This is a genomic window from Nonomuraea sp. NPDC049378, from assembly GCF_055586745.1.
Genome location: NZ_JBVJHP010000033.1, coordinates 1 through 24935, shown reverse-complemented (window position 1 = coordinate 24935; position 24935 = coordinate 1). Strand labels below are relative to the sequence as shown.

The following is a 24935-nucleotide window of genomic DNA, read 5'->3' as shown; positions in this document are numbered from 1 at the left end:
AACCATCTAGGGACGTCTTGAAGATCTTGCTCGGCATGAGCCGGCTCACCCTCTTGTCTGGGGTGGTCGGGGCGAGGGTCCAGGTGCCGCCGCATCGACGAAGCCGTCGTGGAGGGGCCGTCACGAGAGCCGATGGCTCCGTGCTGACCAGCGCATTTGACCTCAACCACAGTTGAGCTGATGGGCTGCTCGCCAGAGTTTGAGGACCAGAGAAAGCGAGCAGCATGGACACCACTACAGACACATCCCAGCCGCCGCCCACAGCCGACCGGCCGTCTCCGCTGACACTCCCGGTGGTCCTGGTCGGTGTCGTCCTCGTGGCGATGTCCATCTCCGGGACCGCGGTCGCGCTGCCAAGCATCGGACGCGATCTCGATACCTCGGGGGCCCCGCTGAACTGGGTTGTCGCCGGATACAACCTGGCCTTCGCGGCCATGACACTCATCGCGGGATCGGCCGCCGACCGGATCGGCCGCCGGCGGGTGTTCATCGCTGCGGCGCTGGTCTTCGCGGCCGGATTTCTCGCGACGGCCCTGAGCCCGGCGATGATCGTCATCGACATGGCCCGCATCATCTCCGGCGCGGGCGGTGCCGGGATCATGGCCGCCGGCGGTGCCATGCTCGCCTCCAGCTATGACGGCGCGGCCCGCAACCGGGCCTTCGCCCTGATGGGCACCATGGCCGGAATCGGCATCGCCATCGGCCCCACCTTGGCGGGGCTGCTGATCGATGCCACGGGATGGCGGGGCGGTTTCGCGGCCTTCACGGTCGTCAGCCTGCTAGTCGCCCTGGGCGCGACCCGGGCCCGCGAGTCCCGAGCCAACGTCAGCGGCCCGGTCGACTGGGCGGGCAGCGCCTTGTTCGTCGCCGCGCTGTCCCTGCTCATGTTCGCGCTCCTGGAGGCGCCCGCGCTCGGCTGGCTCCACCCGGGCATCCTGATCAGCGGGATCGCCGGTCTGGTCGCCCTGGCCCTGTTCGGCCGCGTGCAGCGGCGCAGCCCCGCTCCGGTGCTGGCCCCTGCCTTGGTTGCCAACCGGGGCTTTATGGGCTGGAGTCTCGCGACCCTGACCACCTCGATCGGGTTCCTCGGCGTACTGGTCTTCCTGCCCACCTACCTGCAGGCGGCGGCCGGGCTGTCCGCCTCGGCGGCAGGGGTGGCGATGCTGCTGCTGACCGCGCCCGTACTGGTCGTGCCCATGGTCGCCGTGACTCTGGTGAACAAGGGCGTGTCGGCTCGCTTGCTGATCGTGATCGCTCTGGCGCTGGTCGTGGCCGGGAACCTGTGGCTGACGGCGCTGAACGCCGACCACGCGGTCACGGCAGTCGCGGCACCGCTGGTGATGATCGGCGTCGGCATGGGAGCCTCCTTCGGCATCACCGACGGCCAGGCCATGGCTCTGGTCCCGGCCGACGCCGTCGGCATGGCGGCCGGATTCCTCAACACCCTGCGGGGCGCGGCCGAAGCTCTCGTGATCGCCGCATTCAGCGCCTCCCTCGCCGGGCTCCTCGCCGCGAAGCTCGGCGACACAAGCCGCGCCGCCGCAGTCGGTGCCGGACGCCTCACCAACGGGGCCGAAACGGAGGAACTCGACGCGTTCACCTGGTCCTGGCACCTGACCCAGCTCGGTGTCGGGCTCCTCTGCCTCGTACTGTCGATCGTCGTGGTCACCCTGATCCGCGGCCGCGCCGCGACGTCTCGAGGCACTGCCTGACCCCACCGCTGTCTCGATCACGACGAAGGAGAGATACCGTGCGCGCCAGTCCGGACGACCACCTCACCATCGGTGAGATCATCCGCCGGACCGGTGTGCCCGCTTCCGCCCTGCACTTCTACGAACGCAAGGGCCTGATCTTCAGTGAACGCGGCAGCGGCAACCAGAGGATCTTCTCCCGGCACATGCTTCGCCGGATCTCCTTGATCATCGTGGCCAAGCGCCTCAATATCCCGCTGTCGGACGTCGCCGAGGTCTTCACCACCCTGCCCACCGATCGGGCCCCCACCCACAAGGACTGGCAGCGGGTCTCCCGCATCTGGAAGAAGCAACTTGAGGAACGGCGCCGAGCCATCGAGTTCCTCGAACAAGAGCTCACCGGCTGCATCGGCTGTGGCTGCCTGTCGATGAAGGCCTGCCTGCTCCTCAACCCCGACGACGCCCTCGGCGGCCGGGGCCCCGGCCCGGTACGGCTTCAGGAGCCCAACGTCACCCTTCCGGACGGACCATCCACACGACGAGCTACGTGATCAGAGGCGGCAAAGGGGGGAGGGGACTGCGCGTCGGTGCTCTCGATCGCCGGCGGCTGACCCTGCCCCGGCTCGCTCAAGCAAGGATGAATACCTCCAGGCACCTGCCTACGCGCAATCTGGGCTACAGTGATCTCGGGTCGTGACTGGCGTGTCGAGATGGAATGAACCATCGGGGAGCGGCCCCATCACGGTGATGCAGCGCCGGGCGCCTGGGTCTTCAGTATCGGAGTCGGAGGTTCCGTCGTGGCCCGGAGTTCGGTTGTCCCTTCTGCTTCTCGTGTCCGGCCTCGGCTGGTCGGGATCGTCAACATCACCGCGGATTCGTTTTCCGACGGCGGCAGATTCCTGGCAGCCGACGACGCGTTGGCGCACGCGCGGCGGCTGCGCCTGGACGGGGCCGACGTCATCGAGCTTGGCGCGGGCCGCGACCTCATGCCGGCTCATCGTCATGCATTCGGTTCGGCGCATCGGCCCGGCCACCAAGATACTGACTGATCCGGAGACGGTATGGGCGGGTATCGAGCGCTTCTTCGCCGAGCGGCTGGCCGCGTTGTCGGCGGCCGGAATCGCCCCGTCAGGAGCGTACTCGACCAGCACGATCCCGGGATCGGCCCGTTCGGCATCGTCGAGCACCGCTATCCGTGCCTCTCCGATCCGCGCCGCCTCCACCAGCGTGCACAGTGAGACCCGTCCCGGGCTGGGACGGGCACCGCGCCGATAGGCGACCACGGCCGGTCCCAGCGCCAGCGCGTAAGGGTGCGGATCGGCCAGTCCGTCCAGATCGAGCCTGCTGAGCAGATCAGCTCCAAGCCGCCTCATCCACGGGTACGCGGCGAGCAGATCCTCCAGCCTTGCCATGAGGGCTCCACTCTACGATGCGGCGGGCACGTCCGTCGCTCGACCGGGCCTACCGCCCCGCGCCTTCCGGACGGCTGGCCCAACCCGGCTCGACAACCGATGAGCGCAGTACTTCACGCCCCTGGATGAGCAAGGGTCAAACCCCGTGGATGGGAGCCACACCGATCCAGCGGTGATAGGCGTCCACATCGACGTTGCTGCCGCACACGATGGTGACGACGTGCCGGCCGGCGAAGCGGTCACGGTCTTCGAGGATCGCCGCGACGCCGAGCGCGGCCGACGGTTCGACGACGAGGCCGGCGTGGTCGAGGAGCATCCGCATACCGGCGATGATCGACGCCTCCCGGACCAGGACGGCGTCGTCGGCGACCAGGAGGAGGTCGTCCAGAACGGCCGGGATGGGACATCGGCCGGCGACGCCGTCGGCGATGGTGTCGGTCGAGTCGGTGGTGATGACGCGCCGCTGGTGCCACGAGTGCGTCATCGCCGGTGCGCCCAGCGGCTGGACGCAGATCACCTCGACGCCGGGCGCCAATGCCTTGAGCACATGACCGACCCCGGTGGCCATCGCCCCGCCGCCGAGAGCGATCAGGACGGTGTCGAACGGCGCCGCGGTGTCCGCCAGGGTGTCCACCAGTTCCAGGCCGATGGTCGCCGCGCCCTCGCAGGTCTCGATGTCCAGGCTGTCTTCGACGAGCCGGATGCCGTCGTGCCGCGCGATGGCCGCCGCCCGCTCGCGCGCCATGTCGAAGTCGCCGTCCACCAGCTCCAGCCGAGCGCCCAACGCGCGGATGCGATCAAGCTTGGCCACGGGCGCGAACCGGGAGGCCACAACGGTGACGTCAAGCCCTCGGCCATGCCCGGACCACGCGAGGGCTTGCCCAAGATTGCCCGCGCTGGCGCACACCGCGGCCCCCGAGCCCTCGTCGGCCAGCAGGCTCGCAACCAACTCGGTGCCGCGCCCCTTGAAGCTGCGCACCGGGTTCGCCGTTTCCAGCTTGATGCTCACCGTGCACTCGAGACCGGGCTCCAGCGCCTGGCAGCGGTACAGCGGAGTATCGAGAAAAATCGGGTCGATCATCCGGCGAGCCGCCCGGATCCGAGCAGTGTCGAGGCGCGTCTCCTGCATGACACAGCAGCGTAGTGCCGCGGGCGCTGTTCCATTCGGGTGGACGCCTGGCGACCTCGTACCCCATGAGCGGAGCCAGGAATGCCGTTCCAGTCGTGCAGTGTCCACCCCAGGCCCCAGCCGTCGGCCGACATCGACCACCCGTCCGGGCTGTCAACCTCGCGGCGCTGCATCGCGGCGACGGTGTCGGCGGACAGGACGCGGGTGCCGTCGGCGGCGAGGCCGCCGTCCAGGTGCATCTTGGCGAACCGGGCGACATCGCCGGCCGAGACGATGACCCTGCCGTACGGCCCAGCCGAGCGCGGCATCACGTCCCAGACCGGGTGCCGGCTCGGGGTCCTGTCCGGGTTCGCCCTGGTGGCCCATCGCCACCCGGAAGCGCAGCGCCTCCTCCGGGAGCGTTGTCGAGTGCTCCAGCCCGAGCGGGGCAGGGCAGAGCTCGAACGGGTCAGTCCACGGAGAACGGCACCATCCGGCGCATGAAGGCGTCCCAGCCGCGATCGCCCGCGAGGCGCCGGGCCAGTGGCGCCAACCGGGCCTGGGGTCCGATCTTGTACCGGGGCTTCGGGTGGCGTGCTGCGACCGCTTTGGCGATCACCTTGGCCACGTCCTGGGCGCTCAGCACGCCGCGGGCCCCGTCCCGGTGGGCCCGCTCGATCATTCTGGCCACGCTCTGCTTGAACTCCTTGTAGGGGCCCTCGCCGCCGGTGAGCGGTATGTTCCGCTCGCTGCTCGCCGTGAACTCCGTCCGCACCGCGCCCGGTTCTATGAGCGCGACGCTGATGCCGAACGGTGCGACCTCCGGCCGGAGCGCGTCACTGAACGATTCGAGTGCGTATTTGGTCATCGCGTACGGGCACCCGGTCGGGGGTGTCACGAGTCCAGCTGCGGAACCCACGTTGACGATCGTGCCGGAACGTTGTCCCCGCATCCCGGGCAGGACGAGCTGGCACATCCGGATCACGCCGAACACGTTGGTCTCGAACGTCTCGCGCACCAGTGCGAGTGGAACCTCCTCCACAGGTCCGCTCCCGCCGCGCCCGGCATTGTTGATCAGGGTTCCGACGGCGCCGTGCTCCTCCTCGACAGCCCGTACGACCCGCGCCATGTCGTCCTCGTCGGTCACGTCCAGCCGCCGCACCCGGCAGCCCGCGTCTTTCAGCTCGTCCAGGGTGTCCAACCGCCGTGCCGTGGCCCAGGTGGGATAGCCGGCGCGGGCCAGGGCGAGTGCGGTGGCCCGTCCGATGCCCGTTGAGCATCCGGTGATCAATACCGCGTTGGATGTCATGCTTCTCCTTCGGGATGCCAGGTGACGGGGAGACGGCGCACGCCGTAGGTGATGGAGTCGGTGCGGAAGCCGATGTCCTCCTGCGGGACCGCGAGCCGCAGGGTGGGGAAGCGGCGGAGCAGGGCGTGCAGCGCGACGCGCAGCTCGACTCGGGCGAGCTGCTGGCCGATGCACTGGTGGATCCCGTGGCCGAATGCGACGTGGCCCGAGGTCGTCCTGGTCAGCCGGAGCTCGTCCGGTTCGGGGAAGCGGCCGGGGTCGCGGTTGGCGGCGGGGAGCGAGATCGTCACGGTCTCGCCCGCGGCGATGCGTACGCCGTGCACCTCGATGTCCTTGAGCGCGGTGCGGGTCGGGCCGAGGTGGACGATGGACAGGTAGCGCAGCAGCTCCTCGACGGCGCCGTCGATCAGCGGCGGGTCGGCGCGCAGACGGTCCAGTTGGTCGGGATGGGACAACAGGGCGAGCGTGCCGAGGCCGAGCATGCCCGCGGTGGTTTCGTGACCGGCGACGAGCAGCATGACGGCCACGCCGGTCAGCTCCTCGTCGCTCAGCTCGCCGCCCTCGATCAGGCCGCTGATCAGGTCGTGCGCGGGCTCGGCGCGCTTGCGCTGGACCAGCTCGTGGAGGTGACGGGTGATGTCGGCGGTGGCCGCGCGGGCGTGTTCGGCGGTGGCGTCGAGGCTCGCGATCACGGTCGTGTCCCGCTGGAACCTCTCGCGGTCGTGGTAGGGCACGCCGAGCAGCTCGCAGATGACCAGTGACGGGATGGGCAGAGCGAAGGTCTCGATCAGGTCGATGGGCGGGCCCAGCCGTGCCATCGCGTCGAGGCGCCCGGCGGTGATTTTCTCGACTTCGGGCTCCAGCTCCTTCATCCGGCGCACGGTGAACTGGCCGGTGATCAGGCGTCGGTACCTGGTGTGGTCGGGCGCGTCCAGGTTGATGAAGATCCCCGGTCCTGCGGGCTCTCGCGGGCCGTGCCCGACCGGTCGGTGCTGGAGCTCCGATCGGGCGCTGACGTCGGGATGGGCGAGGACCGCCCGGGCCGCGGCGTGACCGGTCACCAGCCAGCCGAGGTGGCCGTCAGGGTAGGTCATGCGGCTGATGGGACGTAGCGTCGCCAGCTGTGCCGGCGGGTCGAGGGGGCGGGTGCGGGTCGTGGGCAGAGGGTGGGCCATCTCATTCCTCGCTTGCTGCAAGAGGCTTCTCCGGGCTGATCGGCAGGTCGAGGGTGCGGACGCCGGTGACGAGTTCGCCAGGGCGGAGCCGGTTTTCCGGTGCGGACCGTCGGCGGGGTCTGGATGTGTCATCGGTTTGCCCTCGCAACTGAGACATGGGTCTCTTTATCGAGACAGACTGTCTCAATTTTGGGATCCTGTGTCAAGCAAACCGGCGGCGACGTATGATGGCGACAATGATCAGAAGGTCGCCTTTGCGCGAGCACGCCGCCGCCGGGATCCTCGACATCGCCGCGAAGGTCCTCGCGGAGCACGGCGAAGCGGCCAGCATGGCTGACATCGCCAAGGCGGCCGGGATGGGGCGCGCCACGCTCTACCGCTATTTCCCGAGCCGGGAGGCGCTGGTCCAGGCGCTCTACCAGACGGCCGTCCGCGATCTGTTCGACAAGATCGACGACGCCGACCTCGACGCCGTTCCCGCGACGGAGGCGCTGGCCCGGCTGACCAGGGCCGCCGTGAGCGTCATCGGCAAATATCGAGCACTGGCCGTGCTCGACAGCAGGATGGACGGGCTGGAAGAGGCCAACGGACGGATCGGGTCGACGCTCCAGGGCGTCTTCGACCGGGGTGCCGCCGAGGGGACCTTCCGCACCGATCTGCCCGCCTCGACCCTGATGGGTGCCTATGGAGGGCTGCTCAGAGGGATCGGCAACCTGGTGATTCAGGGGCAGATGGGAGTGGAGGACGCCAGCTCGACGATCATCGCCATCTTCCTGGACGGAGGTCGCGCCCGAGACGACGTGCAGAGCGAACGGGCGTAGGTTGCCGTGCCGAACCGACCGACCGCCTGAGACCGGTTGCGTCCACGGGAGTGGTGTACGAGTTGGACCCGGGCATAGGCGGGGCACCGTGAAATGGAGACGGCCGTCGCTTCGACCGTGCGTGAATGCGAACGACGGGAGAAGGAGCGGCTGGTGGGATCAGGGCGGTCGCGGCAGGAGTGCGAAGCACACGAGCGTGCAGGCGGTGAGCACTCCGGCGAGCACCTCGCTCCGGCCGCCGGCATGACGCCGTACCCGCCCTTCCGACCTCCGTATCGGCCCCACGGCCAGCAGCACCAGCCTCGACTCCCAGGCCAGCGTCACGATGTTCATCACGCAACCGGCCAGCACCACCGTCCGCACGAGATGGGGCGCCTGTGTTGCACCTTCGGCGCATCGGTCCGTGGCCGGCCGCGACTTAACGATCGGCGGGAGGAGTCCGGCGCAGCAGGTAGGTGTCCATGATCCACCCCTTGCGGGCGCGCGCTCCGGCGCGGAGTTCGCGGATGCGGTCGCCGACCTCGGCGACGTTCCCGGAAACCAGGATCTCGTCAGGGGTCCCCAGGTAGGCGCCCCAGTGGATGTGGAAGTCGTCCAGACCGGCGAAGGAGCAGTGGGCGTCCAGCATGACGACCATGTCGTCGGCGGTGGCGCCCTCCTCTGCCAAGCGGCGGCCCGTGGTGAGATGGACGGGTCGTCCGACCTGGTTGAGGCTGGTGCGGTGGCGGGCGGTCAGGGCGGCCACGCTGCTGATGCCGGGGATCACCTCGTACTCGAACGTGACGTTCCCGCGCTGGAGGATCTCTTCGACGATGGCCAGCGTGCTGTCATACACACCCGGATCTCCCCAGACCAGGAACGCCCCTGTCTCGCCGTCGGCCAGTTCCTCGCTGATGAGCGCTTCGCAGGCCAATGCCCTGCGCGAGCGCCAGTCTTCGACGGCTGCGGTGTAGGCGGAGGCGTTCCGGTCGCGTTCGGGGTCGCGGGCCTCGACGACCCGGTACGGCGGGCGGCCGTGTTCGGCGATCAGGTCCTGCCGGAGTCGCACCAGTTCGTCTTTCACCTCGCCCTTGTCGACGAGGAAGAACCCGTCCGTGCGGGCGATGGCCTTGGCCGCCTGAAGGGTGAGATGGTCGGGATCGCCCGCGCCGATGCCGATGACGAGTAGCCGCTTCACCCATAAGAGTGTGCCAGAGCGGGAGATATACGATATCGCTCGCTAAAGCACCCGAGGAGGACCGTGGATCTGGCCGAGCAGAGCGACGACTTCGCCGCGTTCTGGCGGGAGCGGCATCTGTGCACGATCGCCACCTCTCGCCCCGGCGGGCCGCCGCACGTGGTGCCGGTGGGGGCCACGCTGGACCTGGCGACGGCGACCGCTCGCGTGATCACCTCCGGATCCTCGTACAAGGCCAGGCTCATCGCCCGGTCCGGCCCGTCCGGCGCGCTGGTCGTCGCCGCCCTGCTCGCGCTGCCGGCCGCCGTGGTCGAGCACGCCCTGGACCGAGCCGAGCCGCGGTTCTCGGTGTCACATGACTGGCGCACCGGCGTTCCGGGACACAGCGCCACCGGTCCAAAAATCTACAATGTAAAGGCGATCGGTTGTTGCAAGATCAAAACCTGCCGAAGAAGGCACGGGCTTCGCCCGTACTCATCAACCAAGACGGGCAAACCGCCGACCGCCATTGAGGGGGCAGACCAAGTACGAGAGAAAGGGATAGTCATGTCCCTGACCTCGAACGGCTGGCTATGACAACGAGATGATGGCCGACACGATGCGCGGGCCATTCGTTGTGGTGGCGGGTCGGTGGTGTCTCCGGGAAGCGATTTGAAACGGGTACGACGGGCCCGCGGCGGGCTTGGTCAGCCGGTGGCGGACGCTGGTGGCCTCCGGGGAGGATCGGACCGGATTTTGGCGCTGCGGAGTCGCTCTTGACGACGATTCGTGAAGACGGCCGTTTGCCCTGGTCGAGGTCCTTAGCGGGCCTGCTCGTGCCTCGTATGGGGCATACGGAGGGGCAGGGCCGGAGGGTGCCGATGGCCCCGCCTGCCTCCTGAATCCCGGTTCATCGGTCCGACCCTCCGCGGTGGCGTTCAGCGCGGGATTGTCCAGTCCGGCGTCCAGGTCCCGGCGGCGCCATGGTCGGCCGCTGTGGCGAGGTGGCCGCGGAGGGTGGCCAGCGGGAGGTGGGGGTTGTCGCGGTGCCACAGGAGTGAGTGCGGGTAGACGGGCGTGGGGCCGATCACCGGGATGCGGCGCAGGCCGTAGCCGGCGGGCCAGTTGAGGCGGGTCTGCTCGCCCATGAAGGTGGCCAGGGCTGGAGTGTGGGCGATGGTGTCGAGGAGCGCGTCGGAGCCGAAGTTGGGTCCGGTCGCCTCGATGGTGAGGCCGAACTCGGCGACGAGGTCGTCGTACGTCCGCCGGCGCTACCTGACCCCGCCACAGCTGCGTCAGTAGGTCAGCGATCGTAGGGGGGGGGTGATGCTCGCTAGCCACGGTCGATGAGCACTTGGACGCTGTCTAGGATGCGATCAAGGCCGAAGTCGAGTGGATCGAGCTCGGTGGAGGTGAATGCGCCGTCGGCGATCGCCTTGGTCAGGGCGGGGAAGCGATTGCTGTGGCGGTTGAGTAGTTCGCTGGTCAGGCGGCCCCATTCGCGGTTGTGGTCCTCGTCGAAGTCGGCCCGTTGCTGGGCGAGGTTGCGTACCTGCCCGGCGATCAGCAGGAAGACCTGGTGGCGTTGGCCGGCGGTCAGGCCGGTGGGTTCCAGGGCGGCAAGTGCGGCGTCCATCCAGGCGAGCTGGTGGGGGCCCATGATCTGCCGGCGCATGGCGGTGGCGGCCAGCAGCCAGGGGTGGGCCTGGTAGACCGCCCACTGGCGGTGGGCCCACGCGGAAAGCCGGGGTCGCCAGCCGGAGCCGGCGGCCGACAGGTCGGGAGGTTCGGCGAGGACGGCTTCCACCATCAATTCGACGAGTTCGGTCTTGCCGGGCACGTAGCGGTACAGGGCCATGGCCGAGACGTCGAATTCGGCGGCGACCTTGTTCATCGAGACGGTCTCCAGCCCTTCGGCGTCGGCGAGGGTCACGGCGGCTTCGGCGATGCGCTGGGGGGTGAGGCTGGGCTTGGGGCCGCGGGCGGGCTGGTCCTGTTCGCCCCACAGCAGTGCGATGCCCGTCGGCAGGTCGCGCGCCTTCTTGTCTTTGTTCTCGCGCGGCTTGGCTGCCCTGGCCATGGTCGCTCCCCTTGGTGAGGTCTTCGCGGACGTCGGTTGACACCCTCCCACAACTGTATATAGCGTAAACGCGCTTGTTACTGCTATAAACAGTTTAAGGAAGTAGCAGATGCTTGGCATCGCCATCGCCGCAACCGCCACCGCGGTCATCACCGTCCCCGCCGCAGGCCTGCTCGGCTACCGCCAGCTCAGGCGCACCGCCCACGCCGAACGACTACGCATCACCAGCCCGCACGGCATCGAGGAATCCGGGTTCGTCCGCGTCGGCGGCATCGACCAGTGGGTGACCATCCGCGGCGAAGACCGCCGCAACCCGGTGGTCCTGGAACTCCACGGCGGCCCCGGCGCCACCAACCTGATCTTCGCCTCGCGCACCCGCTCCTGGGAGCGGCACTTCACGATCGTGCGGTGGGACATGCGCGGCGCTGGCAAGACCTTCGCTCACGGCGGACCCGACGGGCAGGGCGACATGAGCCTGCAGCGCCTTGAGCGCGACGCCCTGGAGGTCACCCAGCACATCCGCGCCCGGCTCGGCGTCGACAAAGTCGTGCTGCTCGGCTGCTCCTTCGGCTCCATCGTCGGGCTGCGCTTGGCCCGCAACCACCCGGAGCTGTACGGCGCCTACGTCGGCACCGACCAGAACATCAACGCCGGCGGCCGCGACCACACCGCCTACCGCGCGCTGCTGGACCGGCTCGGCGCGGCCGGCAAGCGCAAGGAATTGGCCGCCGTCACCACGATGGGCGCGGACAGGTCGGCCTGGGGCGTCGAGGACTGGTCGCAGTACAACAAGCACACCGTCGGCTCCGACCCGCTCACCTTCGACACCATCAAGACCGTCGTGGTCGGCTCCCTGCTGTCCTCGCCCCTGCACTCCCTGCGCGAACTGCCTGCCTACACCAAGGCCATGAGCTTCTCCGAGCGCGTCGCGCCCGAGTCCGCGACCATCGACGAATGGGCCGAAGGCACCACGTTCGCCATCCCGTTCTTCATCTTCCAGGGCGAGCGCGACGTGATCACCCCGCCTGAGCCGGTCCGGCGGTTCTTCGACGACGTCACCGCGCCCGTCAAGAACTTCGCCCTCATCCAGGACGCGAGCCACTTCGCCTCCTTCCGCCACCCCGATCGGTTCCTCGACCTGATGCTCACCAAGGTCCGGCCCATGCTCACCAGCCAACCGATCACCTGGTGAAGCGCCACAGCCCTTGGCCATCACGAACCCGTCGGCCCGGCGACTGGACATCGGAGCCGCTGCTCGAGTCGCTGCGAATGCAATTCGGCTCTGCGTAGCCACGGTGGCTCTGTGCTGTTCTCAGAAATGAGAAGATCAGCACCCGCGTGAAGGTGCGGCCGGAGCTCACCAAGGCGATGGACTTCGCCCGCACCATCAAGCAGGCGGTCCCGCATCAGCGGGTGATCTTCACGGTGCATGAGATGAAGCGCCTCGGGCGGGGCGCGGCCGAGCTGCTGACCATCGCCGAACAGCTGCGGCGGGCCGATATCCAGCTGGAGCTGCTCACCGGCCCGTTGCAGGGCGTGTATGACCCGAGCGGGCACGGGGCCGCGTTGTTCGCGTTCTTCGCCGGGATGGCCGAGTCCGAACGCGAGTACATCCGGGAGAAGTCGCTGGAGGGCCAGGCCTCGGCCCGTGAGCGCGGCCGCCACGGCGGCCGACCGAAGGTGTTCGACGACGACATGTGTCCAGATACAGGCTGTTCCACCAGATGACCGCGTTCAACGCCAGCCCCAGACTGCCCAGCTGATCCTCAAGGCCCTCGCGGTAGCGCTGGCGCAGCTGGCCCCGATTGCCGAAGGCGATCTTCCGGGCCAGCCGGTGGCGGGCCTCCTGCACGTTCAGCTGGGTGCCGAACATCCGCCGGTAGCCTTCGTCGGCGATGAACTGCAGCAGGTGCAGCGTCTTGAAGATCCGACCGTAGTGGGCGAACGCCTCACCCAGGCCGGTGGTGCGCCCGTCGGCCGACAGCATCCGGATCAGGTCGTAGGCGCGCACCGTGCCCATCGTCAGCGAGCCGGCCACGCGCAGCATGTCGCCCAGTGCGCGCGGATCTTATCCAGCCGCACGGTGTGGCGGGACATGTGCTCCAGCGGTCCGTACACCGCTCTGGTGTTGGTGCGCCACAGCCGGGTGTCGGCCAGATCGGCGATACGCGGGGAGAACTGGTAACCGCAGATCGCGAACAGGCCCGAGACGATGTCGGAATAGCCGGCGGTGTCGGTGACCACCGTCTCCGGCTTCGGGCCCCCGTCGAGGTTGTGGATGGCGTCCAAGATGAACAGCGAGTCGCGCAGCGTGCCGGGCACCACCAACCCGCCGATGCCCATCACCTGGTCATTGACCACGTTCAGCCAGGTCGCGCCGCGCTGTCTGCCCCAGTAGGCGGGGTTGTGGCCGGTGTGCAGGTTCTGCACCGGAACCACGAAGCGCAGCCCGTCGGCTGAAGCGATGTGCCCGCCGCCCAGCAAGCGACGATGTCCAGCTCGCCCTGGGCGGCGATCAGGCGGGCGTTGGCCGCCACGATCGTCTCGCCACGCAGGTAGCCCTGATCCACCTGCAGCAGCCGGGCCCGGGTCAGCGCTGGCACGTTCGGCTTTTCGATCGGCACCAGGCCGACGTTGCACGCCTCGGCCACGATCAGCGCGGCCAGGCTGACCCCAAAGTCCTCCATGGAGGCGTCGGCGCCGGAGATATGGGTGAAGTCGGACGGCAGCCCGGTGCGGTCGAAGACCTCCAGCAGCAGCTCGGGAAAGTCCAGCCGGGGCAGCATGTCATCAACCAGCGAGCGCAGCTCCTTCATCAGCGGCGGCTCCTCGGCCGCACCGAGCTTCTCCAGACGAGCCCTCAGGCACCAGTTCGGTCGACCGGCTGCCTGAATCGCCCCGCCGAACGAGTGCCCCACGACATGGGCTCGCTCAGGTCGAAGACCGCCAAGCATCTGCTCCACCCAGGCGGCTTGGTCGTCGAAGGAGGCAAAGGAACGGTGCCGTAGTCGGTCGCGATGTCGCGGCTGCGGGTGGGCGTGGGCGTGGGCAGGGTAGACATGACCTTCTCAGAGGCGGTTCGGTATGACTCGAACCCCTCCAGGCTGCGTCAGTGTCCGACCGGGGCTGACGGCCTGAACTCCCCTGCGAGTGCTCCAGTGATGTCAACGGTTGGGGCTGCTGGGGGCATCCGTCCATGGCCCCGGAGGAGTCCGCCGTCCCCGCATCACCAAACTTCTGGGCGCCGCTGACGACAACCGCGACGCAACGAGGCGGGCACGAACGCGGTGATGGCCGCCGACAACGCCACCCCCAGCACCAGGAACGGCAGGGCCTGCACGCATACGGCCGCGAATACGGTCGCCCAGGTCCCGCAGCGCCGGATGCGTCAGGTGGGGCGCTAGCAGGAACCGCCCCGTCACCAGCGGGGCCACGAGGACGATGAACGCCCAGGGCGGCCGGAACCCGGCCGAGCCTGGTGACCCGGACTCCGGCGGCCGGCCACCGGAACCGGCCGATCCGCCGTACTCGGCTGCGACACCGCCCTCCCCAGCCCCACGCAGGTACGCGGCAGCAGACTGACCCGGCTGTCTCCACGCCTTCGCTCCGATAGTGCGCGAGTCATTCGTGGTGATACGGTCTGTTGGAAATGATTCTCATTTTCTGGAGTGTCTTTGAGAACGTTGCGTGAGTCAGGTTCATCGGGCTCCGGCGCGGCATCCTCACCGGCGGTCCCGGGAACTGGCGACCCGCCCACCGGTAAGGTGACGGGGCCGGCCATGCCGCTGATCGTCGTTCTGCTGGCCGGCGTTCTCGTGGTGTCCGTGCTGCTGGCGATCGGCCTGGGCGCGGCCACCGTGCCACCGGGGGAGACGCTGCGCTTCCTCTGGGCGGCCGTGACCGAAGGCACGATCGGGGCCGACGAGGTCACCGCGTACCAGATCATCTGGCAGGTCAGGACGCCGCGCGTGCTGCTGGCGGTCCTGGTGGGGGCCGGGCTCAGCGTGGTCGGGGTGGCGATCCAGGCGATGGTGCGCAACGCGCTGGCCGACCCGTTCGTCCTCGGCGTGTCGTCGGGCGCGTCGGCGGGGGCGGTGCTCGTCAGCGCCACCGGCGCGCTCACCGCGCTGGGGATCTACGCGGTCTCGGCCGGCGCGTTTCTCGGGGCGCTGCTCGTCTCCGGCCTGGTCTATCTGGCCTCCCGTGGCGCCGCCGGGCTGGCGCCGCTGCGGCTGGTGCTCACGGGAGTGGCGATGGCGTTCGGTTTCCAGGCGGTGATGAGCCTCATCGTCTACTTCGTCCCGGACGGCGAGTCGACGAGCACGGTGCTGTTCTGGTCGATGGGCGGCTTCGGCGCGGCCACCTGGGGAGCGCTGCCGGTCGTGGCGGTCGTCACCGTGGTCACCGTCGTGGTGCTGCGCCGTTCCGGGCGGAGCCTGGACGTGCTCGCGCTGGGGGACGAGACGTCGGTGAGCCTCGGTGTCGACACCGTCAGGTTTCGCCGGGGCCTGTTCGTGCTGACGTCGCTGGCGACCGGGGCCATGGTCGCGGTCAGCGGCGCGATCGGCTTCGTCGGACTGGTCATGCCGCACCTGGTGCGGCTGTGGGTGGGCGCGGCGCACGTACGCGTGCTCACCATCGCGCCGCCGGCCGGGGCGATCTTCATGGTGTGGGCCGACCTGGTGGCCAGGACCCTGGTCGCTCCGCGCGAGCTGCCACTGGGCGTGATCACCGCGCTGGTGGGCGTGCCGGTGTTCGTCGTGCTGCTGCGCCGCCGCGGCTACCTGTTCGGAGGTCGCTGATGACCCGCCTGCTGCTGGACGATCTCTCGGTGTCCATCGACGGCGCCGCCATTGTCAGGGATCTGGCGCTCACCGTCGAGGACGGGGAAGTGGTGGGGCTGGTCGGGCCCAACGGTTCGGGAAAGACGACAGCCCTGCGGTGCGTGTATCGGGCGTTGCGGCCGACGGGCGGCGCGGTGCGGATCGACGGGCAGGACCTGTCGCGGATGCCGCTGCGCGACAGCGCCCGCGTGATCGCCGCCCTCACGCAGGAGGGGCGGGCGGATCTCGACTTCACCGTCGCGGAGGTCGTCGCCCTCGGCCGCGCTCCCCACCTGCGCGGCAACCAGGCGCTCAGCGCCCGCGAGCGCGAGCTGTGCCGCGAGGCGATGGCGCAGATGGAGGTGCTGCACCTGGCCGACCGCGGTGTGCTGTCGCTGTCCGGCGGTGAATGCCAGCGGGTCCTGGTGGCCCGGGCGCTCGTGCAGGAGCCGCGGGTGCTGGTGCTGGACGAGCCCACCAACCATCTAGACCTGCACCACCAGATCCGGCTGCTGTCGATGCTCAAGGGCGCCGGGGTGAGCGTGCTGGTCACCCTGCACGACCTCAACCTGGCCGCCTCCGCGTGCGACCGGCTGGCGGTGCTGTCGCACGGCGCTCTCGTCGCCTGCGGCCCGCCCGCCGAGGTTCTCACTGGAGAACTGCTCCGCGAGGCGTTCGGCGTCGAGGCGAGCGTCGTCCCTCATCCCCTCACCGGGGTCCCCCAGGTGCTCTACGACCTGGGTGCGGCCACGATCATGAAAGGAAACCCCGAGTGAAGAGACCTACCATCGCCGTGCTCCTGGCGGGCACGCTCCTGCTCGCCGGATGCGGCGCGCAGGTGGAGGGTGACGGCGCCGCCGCGAGCACGGTGACGGTCAAGAGGTGCGGCGAGGACGTCCAGTACACCACGCCCCGCCGCGCCGTCGTCTACGAGGGCGGCAGCGCCGACAAGATGTTCGCTCTCGGCCTGACCCAGCATGTGCACGGCTACGTGATGCCGCCCGCCAACCCGTCCGTCGAGGAGTCGCCATGGGCGGCCGAGTACGCCAAGGTCACGTTCCTCAGCGACGACCTGCTCAACCGCGAGCTCGTCGTGGACGCCAAGGCCGACTTCGTGGTCGCCGGCTGGCGCTCGGGCTTCAGCGACCAGCGCGGCATCACCCCCGAGATCCTCGACGGGCTGAAGATTCAGAGCTTCATGCACTCAGAGTCATGTTTCAACTACCCCGGCTACCCTGAGCGGGTGGCGCCGTTCGAGGCCCTTTACACCGACCTCGAACGCCTCGGCCAGATCTTCGGCGTCGAGGCCAAGGCCCAGGAACTGATCGCCGACTACCGCAAGCGCGTCGAGGCGGTTCAGGCGCAGGCGCCCAAGGGCGACCCGACCCCGGTCTTCCTCTACGATTCGGGCACGGACAAGCCGTTCACCGCGGGCAGCCAGGTGCCGCCTACCGACATCATCCGCTTCGCCGGCGGCCGCAACGTGTTCGGTGACCTGGACGCCCGCTGGGGGGAGGTCACCTGGGAGGCCGTGGTCGAGGCCAAGCCGGAGGTCATCGTCATCCTGGACTACGGGGACAAGCCCGCCGCGGAGAAGATCAAGTTTTTGAAGGAGTTCCCCACCACCAGCAAGCTGCCCGCCGTGGTGAACGACCGCTTCTATGTCCTGGACTACAACGAGGGCATCAGCGGCCCGCGCAACATCGACGGGCTTGAAGGATTCGCGAAATACCTGCGCGAACTCGAGACATGACCGGATGAGCAGCGCCGCCCGGGGCGGCTCACCAGGTCGCGTGCGGGTTTCCTGCCTCACCGGCGCGGGCGTAGGCGACCGTCAGGCTGCCCAGCAGGTCAGTGGCGATGTGGGCCTCGACGCCGAAGACGTTCCGCAGCCGTTCCGGGGTGATGACCTCGTTCGGCGGCCCGTCGGCGATCAGCGTGCCGCCGCTCATCAGGACGAGGCGGTCGCAGTGGCGGGCGGCCAGGGCCAAATCGTGCAGGGCCACCAGAATCGTACGGTCGCTGGTCGCCAGCAGGTCCATCAGGGCAAGCTGGTGTCTGATGTCCAGGTGGTTGGTGGGTTCATCCAGCAGGATGCACCAGGGTTGCTGGGGGAGGGCGCGCGGCGATGTGGGTGCGCCGGCGTTCGCCACCGGAGGGCGTCTTCCAGTCCCTGGCCCTCAGCTCGGTCAGGTCGAGGCGTTCCAGCGCGGCGTCGATGACGAGCTGGTCGGTCCGGCCGAGCGCCTTCCACGGGCTACGGGGACGCTGTCGTAGGCGGCCTTGTACTGCGGCGCCACCGTGGTCTTCAGATTCGAGGTTCCGGCCATGCGGTCCTGCGGGCCGAGCGCGAGCAGCGTCTCGGACGAGGAATGGTCCAGCGTGATGACGCGCTCCGGCGGGCTGGAGAACGACAGGCCCTGGCCACAGCTGCTCACCCGCACCGCACCCGGGGCAGGAGCGGACGAAAGAGACGGATCGGGTACCGCCGCAGGCGGCCGAGGACAAGGGCAGCACAAGCCCGGTGAAGACGCTGATCTCACGGAACGGGGGAAAGGCCCTCAGAGAAGTGGAATGATAGTGGTTTTCACTGCCGTGTTGTGGATCGGAAATCTCGATGGTCCTGGTCCCATGGAGGAGTCCGCCTGTGATCGCACCGATGCCCACCGACTCGGACACGTCGCCGTCCGCGGCGCGGTCCATCATGCGCGAGGGGCGGTTCCTCCTGCTGTGGTGCGGCACCACCGCCTCAGGGCTGGCGACCTGGGCGCTGCCGTTCGTGCTGGGGCTCGCCGTGCTGGACCGTGGGCTTACCGCCGCCGCTCTCGGGATCGTGCTGGCCACCCGAACGGTGGGTTTCCTCCTTGCGGTGCCGATCAGCGGAGTCCTGGCCGATCGGTACTCGCGACGGGTCGTCGTGTTGTGGGCGGGGCTGGCCGCCGCGCTCGCCACCCCGTTCATCGCGCTAGGGCTCGGACGGTCGATTCCGCTGATGGCCGCGGCGGCGGCGGTCGTCGGCGCGGGCCAGGGGGCGTGCCGGCCCGCGTTCCAGGCGCTCACGGCCGAAGTCGTGGACGCCGGGCGGCGCAGGCAGGCCAACGCCGCCATGACGCTGGCCGTGCGCGTCACCACCCTGGTCGCGCCGGCGGGCACGGCGTTGCTGGCCGCCGTTCTGAACACCTGGTGGCTGCTGATCGGCACCGGGCTGCTATGGCTGGCCGCCGCCGTACTGCCGCCCCGGGGACTGTCGGCCCCGGCACGTCCGGCGGACGGCGCGCGGTTCTTCGCGGAGTTCGGCGAGGGGGTGCGCGAGGCGCGCCGGCACCCGTGGTTCCTCGCCGGGCTGGGCGCGCTGGCCGCCGTCGTCTTCACCGGCTATTCGGCCACCGGCGTGGCACTCCCGCTGGTCAGCCGCGACCGCTACGGCACCGAGGCGATGCTCGCGGCGGCGCTCACCGCCTACACCCTCGGCGCGCTGGCCGGCGCGCTCCTCGTGGCCCGCTGGACGCCGCGAGCTCAGGGCTGGACCGCCCTGGCTGGCCTGGCCCTGTACGGCTTCGCGCCGCTCAGCCTGCTGCTACCGGTGCACCCGGCAGTGGTGTTCGCCGCCTACGTGCTGGCCGGGCTGGGCATCGAGCTGTTCAACGTGCCCTGGTTCACCGCCACGCAGCGCGAGGTGGAGCCGCGCCTGCTCGCCCGGGTCTCCTCGCTCGACTTTCTGGTTTCCTACGGCCTGGCTCCCGTCGGCTTGGCCTTCCTCGCCCCCGCCATCGACGCCTTCGGCTGGCAGCCAGTCCTGGCCGGTTGCGCGCTGGTGTGCTTCCTCGCCCCGGCCGCTGCGGCCCTGGTTCCCAGTAGCCGCGGATTCGCCCGACCTGAGGGGTCCTGAAGATGTCCTTCGGTATCGTCCCTGACCGCGTCGGCGGTCAGGACGGCGATCGCGTCCGCAACCTGCTCGCCGAGACGGGTTCGGCCAATCTCATTCGAAGGCGAGGTACTTCAGGATCGTCCCGTAACGCGTGAAACCGGCCTCCTTGAGGAGGGCGAGGTCGTCGTCGGTGGAGACCGGCGCAGTGCTCGCGGGCGGCCTGGTGGCCAGGTCCCCGCAGATCCGCGACATCGTCGAACGTGGCGGCGGCCGCGCCCTGGGCCTGGATGTCACCGACCCCGGCGATCGAGAATTTCGATGCGCATGCGCCCGAACTGCGGGTGGGACCATGAGGCGAGGTCGCCGGCGGCGACGACGCCGGGGGCGGCCCGGCACGTCTGGTCGCACCGGATGCCGTCGTCCAGGTTCAGCCCGCTGCCGGTCAGCCAGTCGACGGCCGGGGTCGAGCCGATGGCCACCAGCACCAGGTCGGCTGAAACGTGATCGCCGTCGTCCAGGTTCAGCCCGGTGACCCGACCATCGTGGCCGCACAGTGCGGTCACGATGGTGCCGGAGCGGACCGTTACGCCGCGCTGGGCATGCAACTCGGCGCACAACTGGGCAACGTGACCTCCGAACTGACGGATCAGCGGGGCGGGCAGCGGGTCGATCAAGGTGACGTTGCGGCCGACTTCGCGGGCGATCGCGGCGACCTCCGAGCCGAGGAAACCGGCACCGACGACGGCCACGGAGGTGGCGGCCAGCAGCCCGGCCCGCAGGGCGAGCGCGTCGTCGAGGGTGCGCAGCAGGTGAACGCCGCCGAGTTCGTGTCCTGCGGGCAGTTGCCGGGGGGTGACTCCGGTGGCGATCACAAGCCCGTCGTAGGGCAGCACACCGCCGTCGGTGAGGGTGAGTTCGCGCGCGTCGGTGTCGAGGCGGGTGGCGGCTACGCCGAGCCGCCAGTCCGCGCCCAGGGCGTCGAGCGCGTCAGGGCGCCGCAGCGTCACGCGGTCGGATTGCCATGTGCCGCGCAGGATCTGCTTGGACAGCGGCGGCCGATCGTAGGGCGGCCGGGATTCGGCGCCGACGATCGTCAGGTCGCCGGTGAATCCGTGGTGGCGCAGGGCCTCCGCGGCGGTCAGCCCCGCCACGGAAGCGCCTACGACAACGATGCGGGACAATTGCTTCACGGGCCCGTGAGCGTGATCGCCAGAGCCGGGCAGATCCGCGCGGCCTCGCGGACGTCTTCGTGCAGCCGGGGCTCCGGGCTGTCGTCGAGCAGCACGGCGATGCCGTCGGCGTCGCGCTGGTCGAACACCTCAGGTGCGCTGAGCACGCACTGCCCCGAGCCGGTGCAGGCGTCCTGGTCGACGGTGACCTTCATCTACCTTCTCCTCTTCTGCTTGCTTCACCAGGTGACGGGCAGGTCGCGGACCCCGTAGAAGACCGCGTTGGGGTTGAACGTCAGATCTTGCGGTGGCACGGCCAGAGCCAGCGTGGGAATGCGCCGGAACAGGGTGCCGAAGACGACTTGGAGCTCCACGCGGGCCAGCGGCTGGCCCAGGCACTGGTGGGCGCCGTAGCCGAAGGCGACATGGTGCCGGGCGTTGCGGTGGACGTCGAGCACGTCGGGGTCGGGGAAGGCGGCGAGGTCGCGGTTGGCGGTGCTCTTGACCGCGATGATGCCCTCGCCCCGGCGAATCAGCTGCCCGCCGATCTCAAGATCGGCGGCTCCGACGCGGCGGGCTTCGGTGTGGGTGATGGACAGGTAGCGCAGGAGTTCCTCGACCGCGCCTGCGACCAGGGCAGGGTCGGCGCCGTCGCGCAGTGCGCTCAACTGCTCGGGGTTGGTCAGCAGCGCGGCCGTGCCCAGCGCGATCATGTTCGCGGTGGTGTCGTGCCCGGCCACCAGCAGGAGCTGTCCCATCGTGGCGATCTCGGCCCGGGTCATCGCGCCGGTGCGGTATTGCTCGACGGTCAGCCTGCTGAACACATCATCGCCTGGCTCGGCGTTCTTCTCCTCCACCAGATTCTCCAGGTAGCTGTTCAGCTCCTCGCTGGCGGCCATGGCCTCGGCCGGATCGCCCTCGTCCATGACCAGTTCACCGGCCACCCGCTGGAAGAAGGCGCGGTCGGCGTACGGCACCCCCAGCAGCTCACAGATCACCAGCGAGGGAACCGGCAGCGCGAACGCCTCCACCAGATCGGCCGGGTTCGGCCCGGCGAGCAGGTCATCGATGAGACCATCGACGATCCGCTGAATCGTGGGCCGCAGCACCTCCATCTTCTTGACCATGAAGTCCGCGGTCAGCCGGCGCCGGTGCACCGTGTGCTCCGGCGCGTCCATCTGCATCAGCGTCTTCATCTGCGCGTCGCGCGCCTTGCTCACCGCGTTGGTGTGCGGGAAGCCCGGCTCGGCAACGTCGACGCTGACGCGCGGATCAGCGAGCAGCGCGCGTACGTCGGCGTAGCGGGTGACCATCCACGGCGTACTGCCATCCCAGAGCCGCACGCGCGAGACCGGCGTTTGCTCACCGCGGCGGCTCAGCTGCGGCGGCGGATCGAACGGACATCCCGCCGCACGGGCCATCGGGAACATCGGTGTCTCTTGCGGGGCATCGGTCATGACATCTCCTTCGAATCGAACACGGTCACGGTCGAGAGTCTGCGGTTGGGCTTCACGGCCCGAGGGTGGAATGTGACGCTCACGAGCCAGGCCGGCCGGCTGACGCCGGAGAGCCGGTACGAGATGCCGCGCGGTCGGTGACGGCACCGAACGCACAGATGATCGCGAACCCGAACAGCATGTAACGGGCCGCGTCGAGCATCGAGGAACCGCCCAGGTTGACCAGGGCGCCGGCCACCGCCGTCCCGAACGCGATCGACAGGCTCGTCACCGTGGCGATCGCAGCGGCCGCCCGCTCTCCTTCGCCGGGGTCCTGCGTGCTGGACATCACCGCCACCGACAGGTGCGGATAGGCCAGCCCGACACCGGCACCGGCGATGAACAGCACCGGCACCCACACGAGCACCAGCCAGAGCGGGGCGTCCTGCCGCTGCAGCAGGCCCTGGACGAGGAAGCCGAGCGCCAGGAGCAGCGGGCCGAGCATGCGCAACCGGCCGATCGTGCGCTCCTTGACCGCTGAGGAGCTGACGAGCTGGGTCGCCGACCAGCCCAGCGAGATGGCCGCGCCGAAGAACCCGGCCACGGCCGGGGCCAGCCCGCCCAACCGCTGTCCGAACAACGGCAGGAATGACTCCACCGCGACGCCGAAAGCCAGCAGCGCCAGCGTCAGGTACAGCCACTTCAGCGGCGAACCCGGCCGGTAGGTGCTGCGGGGGAAGACCCGCAGCTCACTGCGCCGCTCATGAGCGACGAAGACGGCCACCAGCAGCAACGCCACCGCGATGCCGGCCGCGATGGCCGCGGCCCCGGACAACACCCCGGCCACGCTGACCGCGGCGGCGGCCGCCGTGACCAGCAGCAGCGAAACCACCGGGACCGGCGCCCGGACGTCGCCGCGGTCGCCGCGTGGCAGTACTCGGGGCACCAGCAAGCCGCACAGCGCCGCGATCACTGCCATCGAGACGAACGCCAACCGCCAACCCCCGAACTGGGCGAACAGCCCGCCGAGCGCGGGTCCGACGAAGTTGCCCACGCCGTACATCGCCGACATCAGCGCATTGGCGCGCGTCCACAACCGGCGCGGCAGGGCGGATCGGACGGCGGCGAAGGCCAGCCCGGACAGCAGCCCCGCCCCCAGCCCCTGGATGCCACGGCCAGCCAGCAGCACCGGCATCACCGGGCTGAGCGCGCAGGCCAGCGAACCCACCAGGAACACTCCGAAGCCGAGCAGATAGGCGCCGACGTCGCCCCAGCGAGCCAGGAAGCGGCTGACCAGCATCGTCGCGATCACCATCGCGACGAGGTAGACCGTCATGTTCCACGCGTAGAAGCCCGCGCCGCCGATCTCGGCCACCGCCGTCGGCAGCAGGCTCGAGGCCAGATAGATGTTGATCGCACCGACGAGCACCCCGACGGCCAGGACGATCGCCACGCCGGCGTGCTCCGGGCTCAACAGTTCCCGCCACGAGACAGCGGCGGGGGCAGAGGGGTCCGTCACGCGGTCGCCCCCGTCCGCGCACCGGGCCTGGTACGTCTCGCTGGACCAGACTCGTCCGTCACGGCGAGAGAGCCGTCCGGCCGGTGGCGCAGCCGTAAGCAGCGGAGCCCGATGCCGGGCTCCGCGTCGCACTGCTCGTTGTCACAAACACTCATGACGTCAAGACTGTCGCTGAACGAGTCCCGGAGACTTTCGCCTCCCGCCGTACCTCCTGCCTGGGCGCGGTAGAGGAAAGCCTCAACACGCGGTGCAACCCGGCCGATCAGCGAAGTCGCCTTAAGTGATCATGCGAACAAAGCATCATCCACCTGGTCATATGATCGACGGCATGGCGACGCGGCTCATTCAGATCCATATGAAGGCTCTGGATCACTCGGTGCTCGGCCGGTGGTGGGCGGAGGTGCTCGGCTGGGGTATTGACAGCGAGGAACCCGGCATCACCGGCATAACTTGCCTCGAGCCGATGGGCTTCGTCTATCCCGACCCCTCCGCCGTCGTCATCGACATCGTTGGCGACCCGGCACCCAAAACGGTGAAGAACCGCGTGCACATTGATCTCGCCACCACCTCTGCGGCCCATCACGCACAGCTGGTCGCGCGCCTCCAGGAGCTCGGCGCGACGCCCGCCGACGTGGGCCAGGGCGACGTGCCGTGGACGGTCCTCGCCGACCCGGAAGGCAACGAGTTCTGCGTGCTGGAGCCTCATCCGCTCAACCAGGACACCGGGCCGATCGCCGCGGTAGTGGTCGACTGCGCGGATCCGCGGGCCATGGCCCGGTTCTGGGACGAGGCGATGGACTGGACCCTGCACGAGGTGACCGACGATCACGCGATGCTCCGGTCCGCCAAGGGTGTCGGCCCGTATCTGGAGTTCCACCGCACGTCCGACGTGAAGACCATGAGGAACAGAGTCCACCTGGACCTCCGGCCATACCCCGGTGACGACCAAGAGGCGGAGGTGGCCAGGTTGAGAGCTCTGGGCGCCATCGACATCAACATTGGCCAGGGCGACGTGCCGTGGACGGTCCTCGCCGACCCGGAGGGCAACGAGTTCTGCGTCCTCACCCCGCGCTGACGCGGAGCCTCTTCACCTGCGGGTCGGGCAACGGCTCCTGAACGGAGTTGTCGGCACTTTCCCGCACAGGGAGGCCATCGCTGCCTGGCCGGAGGCGTCCTGGCGTGGACCTGCGAGCGGCGGCCATCCTCGGCAGCGAGGTGTGACGCCGCACGCCTGCCGCCACACCCATGCCAGCGGTGCTCGATGAGGGCCTAGGGTGATCCCTCGATCGAGATCGCCCGTCCTGGACACAGCAGGGCTGCCTCCCGGGCGGATGCGTGTTGCTCCGCTTCAGGGTACGGATGCAACAG

Annotated in this window: 26 protein-coding genes, 2 pseudogenes and 1 riboswitch; of the genes and pseudogenes, 12 read left to right on the top strand and 16 right to left on the bottom strand. The window is 69.4% G+C overall.

The window, feature by feature from the left end; all coding sequences use genetic code 11:
* Positions 1 to 293 precede the first annotated feature (293 nt).
* The 3 genes and pseudogenes from ACZ6SA_RS44730 to ACZ6SA_RS44720 form a co-directional block, all read left to right on the top strand.
* Positions 294 to 1712 (top strand): MFS transporter, encoded by a 1419-nt coding sequence (locus ACZ6SA_RS44730; RefSeq protein WP_465835231.1) that lies wholly within the window; start codon positions 294 to 296, stop codon positions 1710 to 1712.
* A gap of 38 nt (positions 1713 to 1750) precedes the next feature.
* Positions 1751 to 2242: a redox-sensitive transcriptional activator SoxR gene (gene soxR / locus ACZ6SA_RS44725; protein WP_347648596.1), complete on the top strand. Its 492-nt coding sequence runs from the start codon at positions 1751 to 1753 to the stop codon at positions 2240 to 2242.
* A 132-nt stretch (positions 2243 to 2374) separates the two neighbouring features.
* Positions 2375 to 2467, top strand: a riboswitch (ZMP/ZTP riboswitch).
* Between the two features lie 69 nt (positions 2468 to 2536).
* A pseudogene (locus tag ACZ6SA_RS44720) lies at positions 2537 to 2662 on the top strand (dihydropteroate synthase); the annotation flags it as partial.
* A gap of 577 nt (positions 2663 to 3239) precedes the next feature.
* Here the strand turns inward: ACZ6SA_RS44720 and ACZ6SA_RS44715 are convergent.
* From ACZ6SA_RS44715 to ACZ6SA_RS44700, 4 genes are read right to left on the bottom strand one after another with little or no spacing between them, the layout of a single operon-like run.
* The gene (locus tag ACZ6SA_RS44715; RefSeq protein ID WP_465835229.1) at positions 3240 to 4232 is read right to left on the bottom strand and encodes a threonine ammonia-lyase; all 993 of its coding nucleotides are present in this window, start codon (positions 4230 to 4232) and stop codon (positions 3240 to 3242) included.
* Entirely contained in the window at positions 4181 to 4663 is a 483-nt protein-coding gene (locus tag ACZ6SA_RS44710) for a serine hydrolase (RefSeq protein WP_465835318.1), read from the bottom strand. Before ACZ6SA_RS44710 ends, ACZ6SA_RS44715 begins: the two co-directional genes overlap by 52 nt.
* Positions 4664 to 4680: 17 nt before the next feature.
* Positions 4681 to 5520: an SDR family NAD(P)-dependent oxidoreductase gene (locus ACZ6SA_RS44705; protein WP_443156868.1), complete on the bottom strand. Its 840-nt coding sequence runs from the start codon at positions 5518 to 5520 to the stop codon at positions 4681 to 4683.
* Entirely contained in the window at positions 5517 to 6695 is a 1179-nt protein-coding gene (locus ACZ6SA_RS44700) for a cytochrome P450 (protein WP_465835226.1), read from the bottom strand. The genes ACZ6SA_RS44705 and ACZ6SA_RS44700 overlap by 4 nt, the downstream gene beginning before the upstream one ends.
* 236 nt (positions 6696 to 6931) lie before the next feature.
* Between ACZ6SA_RS44700 and ACZ6SA_RS44695 the strand changes: the two genes are divergently transcribed.
* Positions 6932 to 7516 (top strand): TetR/AcrR family transcriptional regulator, encoded by a 585-nt coding sequence (locus ACZ6SA_RS44695; protein WP_347648589.1) that lies wholly within the window; start codon positions 6932 to 6934, stop codon positions 7514 to 7516.
* A gap of 159 nt (positions 7517 to 7675) precedes the next feature.
* Here the strand turns inward: ACZ6SA_RS44695 and ACZ6SA_RS44690 are convergent, their stop codons facing one another.
* The gene (locus ACZ6SA_RS44690; RefSeq protein WP_465835224.1) at positions 7676 to 7879 is read right to left on the bottom strand and encodes a hypothetical protein; all 204 of its coding nucleotides are present in this window, start codon (positions 7877 to 7879) and stop codon (positions 7676 to 7678) included.
* A gap of 55 nt (positions 7880 to 7934) precedes the next feature.
* Positions 7935 to 8693: a precorrin-6A synthase (deacetylating) gene (cobF, locus tag ACZ6SA_RS44685; protein ID WP_465835222.1), complete on the bottom strand. Its 759-nt coding sequence runs from the start codon at positions 8691 to 8693 to the stop codon at positions 7935 to 7937.
* 63 nt (positions 8694 to 8756) lie between these two features.
* Here cobF and ACZ6SA_RS44680 point away from each other — a divergent pair, with 63 nt between their 5' ends.
* Positions 8757 to 9269 (top strand): pyridoxamine 5'-phosphate oxidase family protein, encoded by a 513-nt coding sequence (locus ACZ6SA_RS44680; RefSeq protein ID WP_465835220.1) that lies wholly within the window; start codon positions 8757 to 8759, stop codon positions 9267 to 9269.
* A 341-nt stretch (positions 9270 to 9610) separates the two neighbouring features.
* Here the strand turns inward: ACZ6SA_RS44680 and ACZ6SA_RS44675 are convergent, their stop codons facing one another.
* Both ACZ6SA_RS44675 and ACZ6SA_RS44670 read right to left on the bottom strand, forming a co-directional pair.
* The gene (locus tag ACZ6SA_RS44675; protein WP_465835218.1) at positions 9611 to 9820 is read right to left on the bottom strand and encodes a hypothetical protein; all 210 of its coding nucleotides are present in this window, start codon (positions 9818 to 9820) and stop codon (positions 9611 to 9613) included.
* 185 nt (positions 9821 to 10005) lie between these two features.
* Complete coding sequence (locus ACZ6SA_RS44670; protein ID WP_465835216.1) at positions 10006 to 10752, bottom strand: TetR/AcrR family transcriptional regulator; 747 nt, start codon at positions 10750 to 10752, stop codon at positions 10006 to 10008.
* Between the two features lie 109 nt (positions 10753 to 10861).
* On the opposite strand from ACZ6SA_RS44670, the gene ACZ6SA_RS44665 reads away from it, so the two are divergent.
* Together ACZ6SA_RS44665 and ACZ6SA_RS44660 are read left to right on the top strand one after the other, a co-directional pair.
* Positions 10862 to 11944, top strand: coding sequence for an alpha/beta hydrolase (locus ACZ6SA_RS44665; RefSeq protein WP_465835214.1), 1083 nt, complete (start codon positions 10862 to 10864; stop codon positions 11942 to 11944).
* A gap of 134 nt (positions 11945 to 12078) precedes the next feature.
* On the top strand, positions 12079 to 12480 hold the full coding sequence (locus tag ACZ6SA_RS44660; RefSeq protein WP_465835316.1) for a recombinase family protein: 402 nt from the start codon (positions 12079 to 12081) through the stop codon (positions 12478 to 12480).
* 10 nt (positions 12481 to 12490) lie between these two features.
* Here the strand turns inward: ACZ6SA_RS44660 and ACZ6SA_RS44655 are convergent.
* Positions 12491 to 13538, bottom strand: a pseudogene (locus ACZ6SA_RS44655) (transposase); the annotation flags it as partial.
* A gap of 993 nt (positions 13539 to 14531) precedes the next feature.
* On the opposite strand from ACZ6SA_RS44655, the gene ACZ6SA_RS44650 reads away from it, so the two are divergent.
* From ACZ6SA_RS44650 to ACZ6SA_RS44640, 3 genes are read left to right on the top strand one after another with little or no spacing between them, the layout of a single operon-like run.
* A complete protein-coding gene (locus tag ACZ6SA_RS44650; protein ID WP_465835212.1) occupies positions 14532 to 15554 on the top strand; it encodes a FecCD family ABC transporter permease in 1023 nt (340 codons plus the stop codon).
* Complete coding sequence (locus tag ACZ6SA_RS44645) at positions 15554 to 16351, top strand: ABC transporter ATP-binding protein (RefSeq protein WP_347648665.1); 798 nt, start codon at positions 15554 to 15556, stop codon at positions 16349 to 16351. Before ACZ6SA_RS44650 ends, ACZ6SA_RS44645 begins: the two co-directional genes overlap by 1 nt.
* The gene (locus ACZ6SA_RS44640) at positions 16348 to 17328 is read left to right on the top strand and encodes an ABC transporter substrate-binding protein (RefSeq protein WP_465835210.1); all 981 of its coding nucleotides are present in this window, start codon (positions 16348 to 16350) and stop codon (positions 17326 to 17328) included. The genes ACZ6SA_RS44645 and ACZ6SA_RS44640 overlap by 4 nt, the downstream gene beginning before the upstream one ends.
* 28 nt (positions 17329 to 17356) lie before the next feature.
* Here the strand turns inward: ACZ6SA_RS44640 and ACZ6SA_RS44635 are convergent, their stop codons facing one another.
* Together ACZ6SA_RS44635 and ACZ6SA_RS44630 are read right to left on the bottom strand one after the other, a co-directional pair.
* Entirely contained in the window at positions 17357 to 17617 is a 261-nt protein-coding gene (locus ACZ6SA_RS44635; protein ID WP_465835208.1) for a hypothetical protein, read from the bottom strand.
* A gap of 147 nt (positions 17618 to 17764) precedes the next feature.
* The gene (locus ACZ6SA_RS44630; protein WP_465835206.1) at positions 17765 to 18013 is read right to left on the bottom strand and encodes a hypothetical protein; all 249 of its coding nucleotides are present in this window, start codon (positions 18011 to 18013) and stop codon (positions 17765 to 17767) included.
* A gap of 221 nt (positions 18014 to 18234) precedes the next feature.
* Between ACZ6SA_RS44630 and ACZ6SA_RS44625 the strand changes: the two genes are divergently transcribed.
* Positions 18235 to 19464, top strand: coding sequence for an MFS transporter (locus ACZ6SA_RS44625; RefSeq protein ID WP_465835314.1), 1230 nt, complete (start codon positions 18235 to 18237; stop codon positions 19462 to 19464).
* Between the two features lie 90 nt (positions 19465 to 19554).
* On the opposite strand, the gene ACZ6SA_RS44620 is transcribed toward ACZ6SA_RS44625, so the two are convergent.
* From ACZ6SA_RS44620 to ACZ6SA_RS44600, 5 genes are all read right to left on the bottom strand, one after another.
* Positions 19555 to 19695 carry a hypothetical protein gene (locus ACZ6SA_RS44620; RefSeq protein WP_347648548.1) on the bottom strand — a complete coding sequence of 47 codons (141 nt, stop codon included), beginning with the start codon at positions 19693 to 19695 and terminating at the stop codon, positions 19555 to 19557.
* 38 nt (positions 19696 to 19733) lie between these two features.
* Positions 19734 to 20633, bottom strand: a complete 900-nt coding sequence (locus tag ACZ6SA_RS44615) for an NAD(P)/FAD-dependent oxidoreductase (RefSeq protein ID WP_465835203.1) — start codon at positions 20631 to 20633, stop codon at positions 19734 to 19736.
* A complete protein-coding gene (locus ACZ6SA_RS44610) occupies positions 20630 to 20827 on the bottom strand; it encodes a ferredoxin (protein ID WP_347648546.1) in 198 nt (65 codons plus the stop codon). The genes ACZ6SA_RS44615 and ACZ6SA_RS44610 overlap by 4 nt, the downstream gene beginning before the upstream one ends.
* A 24-nt stretch (positions 20828 to 20851) precedes the next feature.
* On the bottom strand, positions 20852 to 22069 hold the full coding sequence (locus tag ACZ6SA_RS44605) for a cytochrome P450 (protein ID WP_465835201.1): 1218 nt from the start codon (positions 22067 to 22069) through the stop codon (positions 20852 to 20854).
* A 79-nt stretch (positions 22070 to 22148) separates the two neighbouring features.
* Positions 22149 to 23567: an MFS transporter gene (locus ACZ6SA_RS44600; protein WP_465835199.1), complete on the bottom strand. Its 1419-nt coding sequence runs from the start codon at positions 23565 to 23567 to the stop codon at positions 22149 to 22151.
* A gap of 328 nt (positions 23568 to 23895) precedes the next feature.
* Here ACZ6SA_RS44600 and ACZ6SA_RS44595 point away from each other — a divergent pair, with 328 nt between their 5' ends.
* Entirely contained in the window at positions 23896 to 24642 is a 747-nt protein-coding gene (locus ACZ6SA_RS44595) for a VOC family protein (RefSeq protein ID WP_443156577.1), read from the top strand.
* The last annotated feature ends 293 nt before the right edge of the window (positions 24643 to 24935 follow it).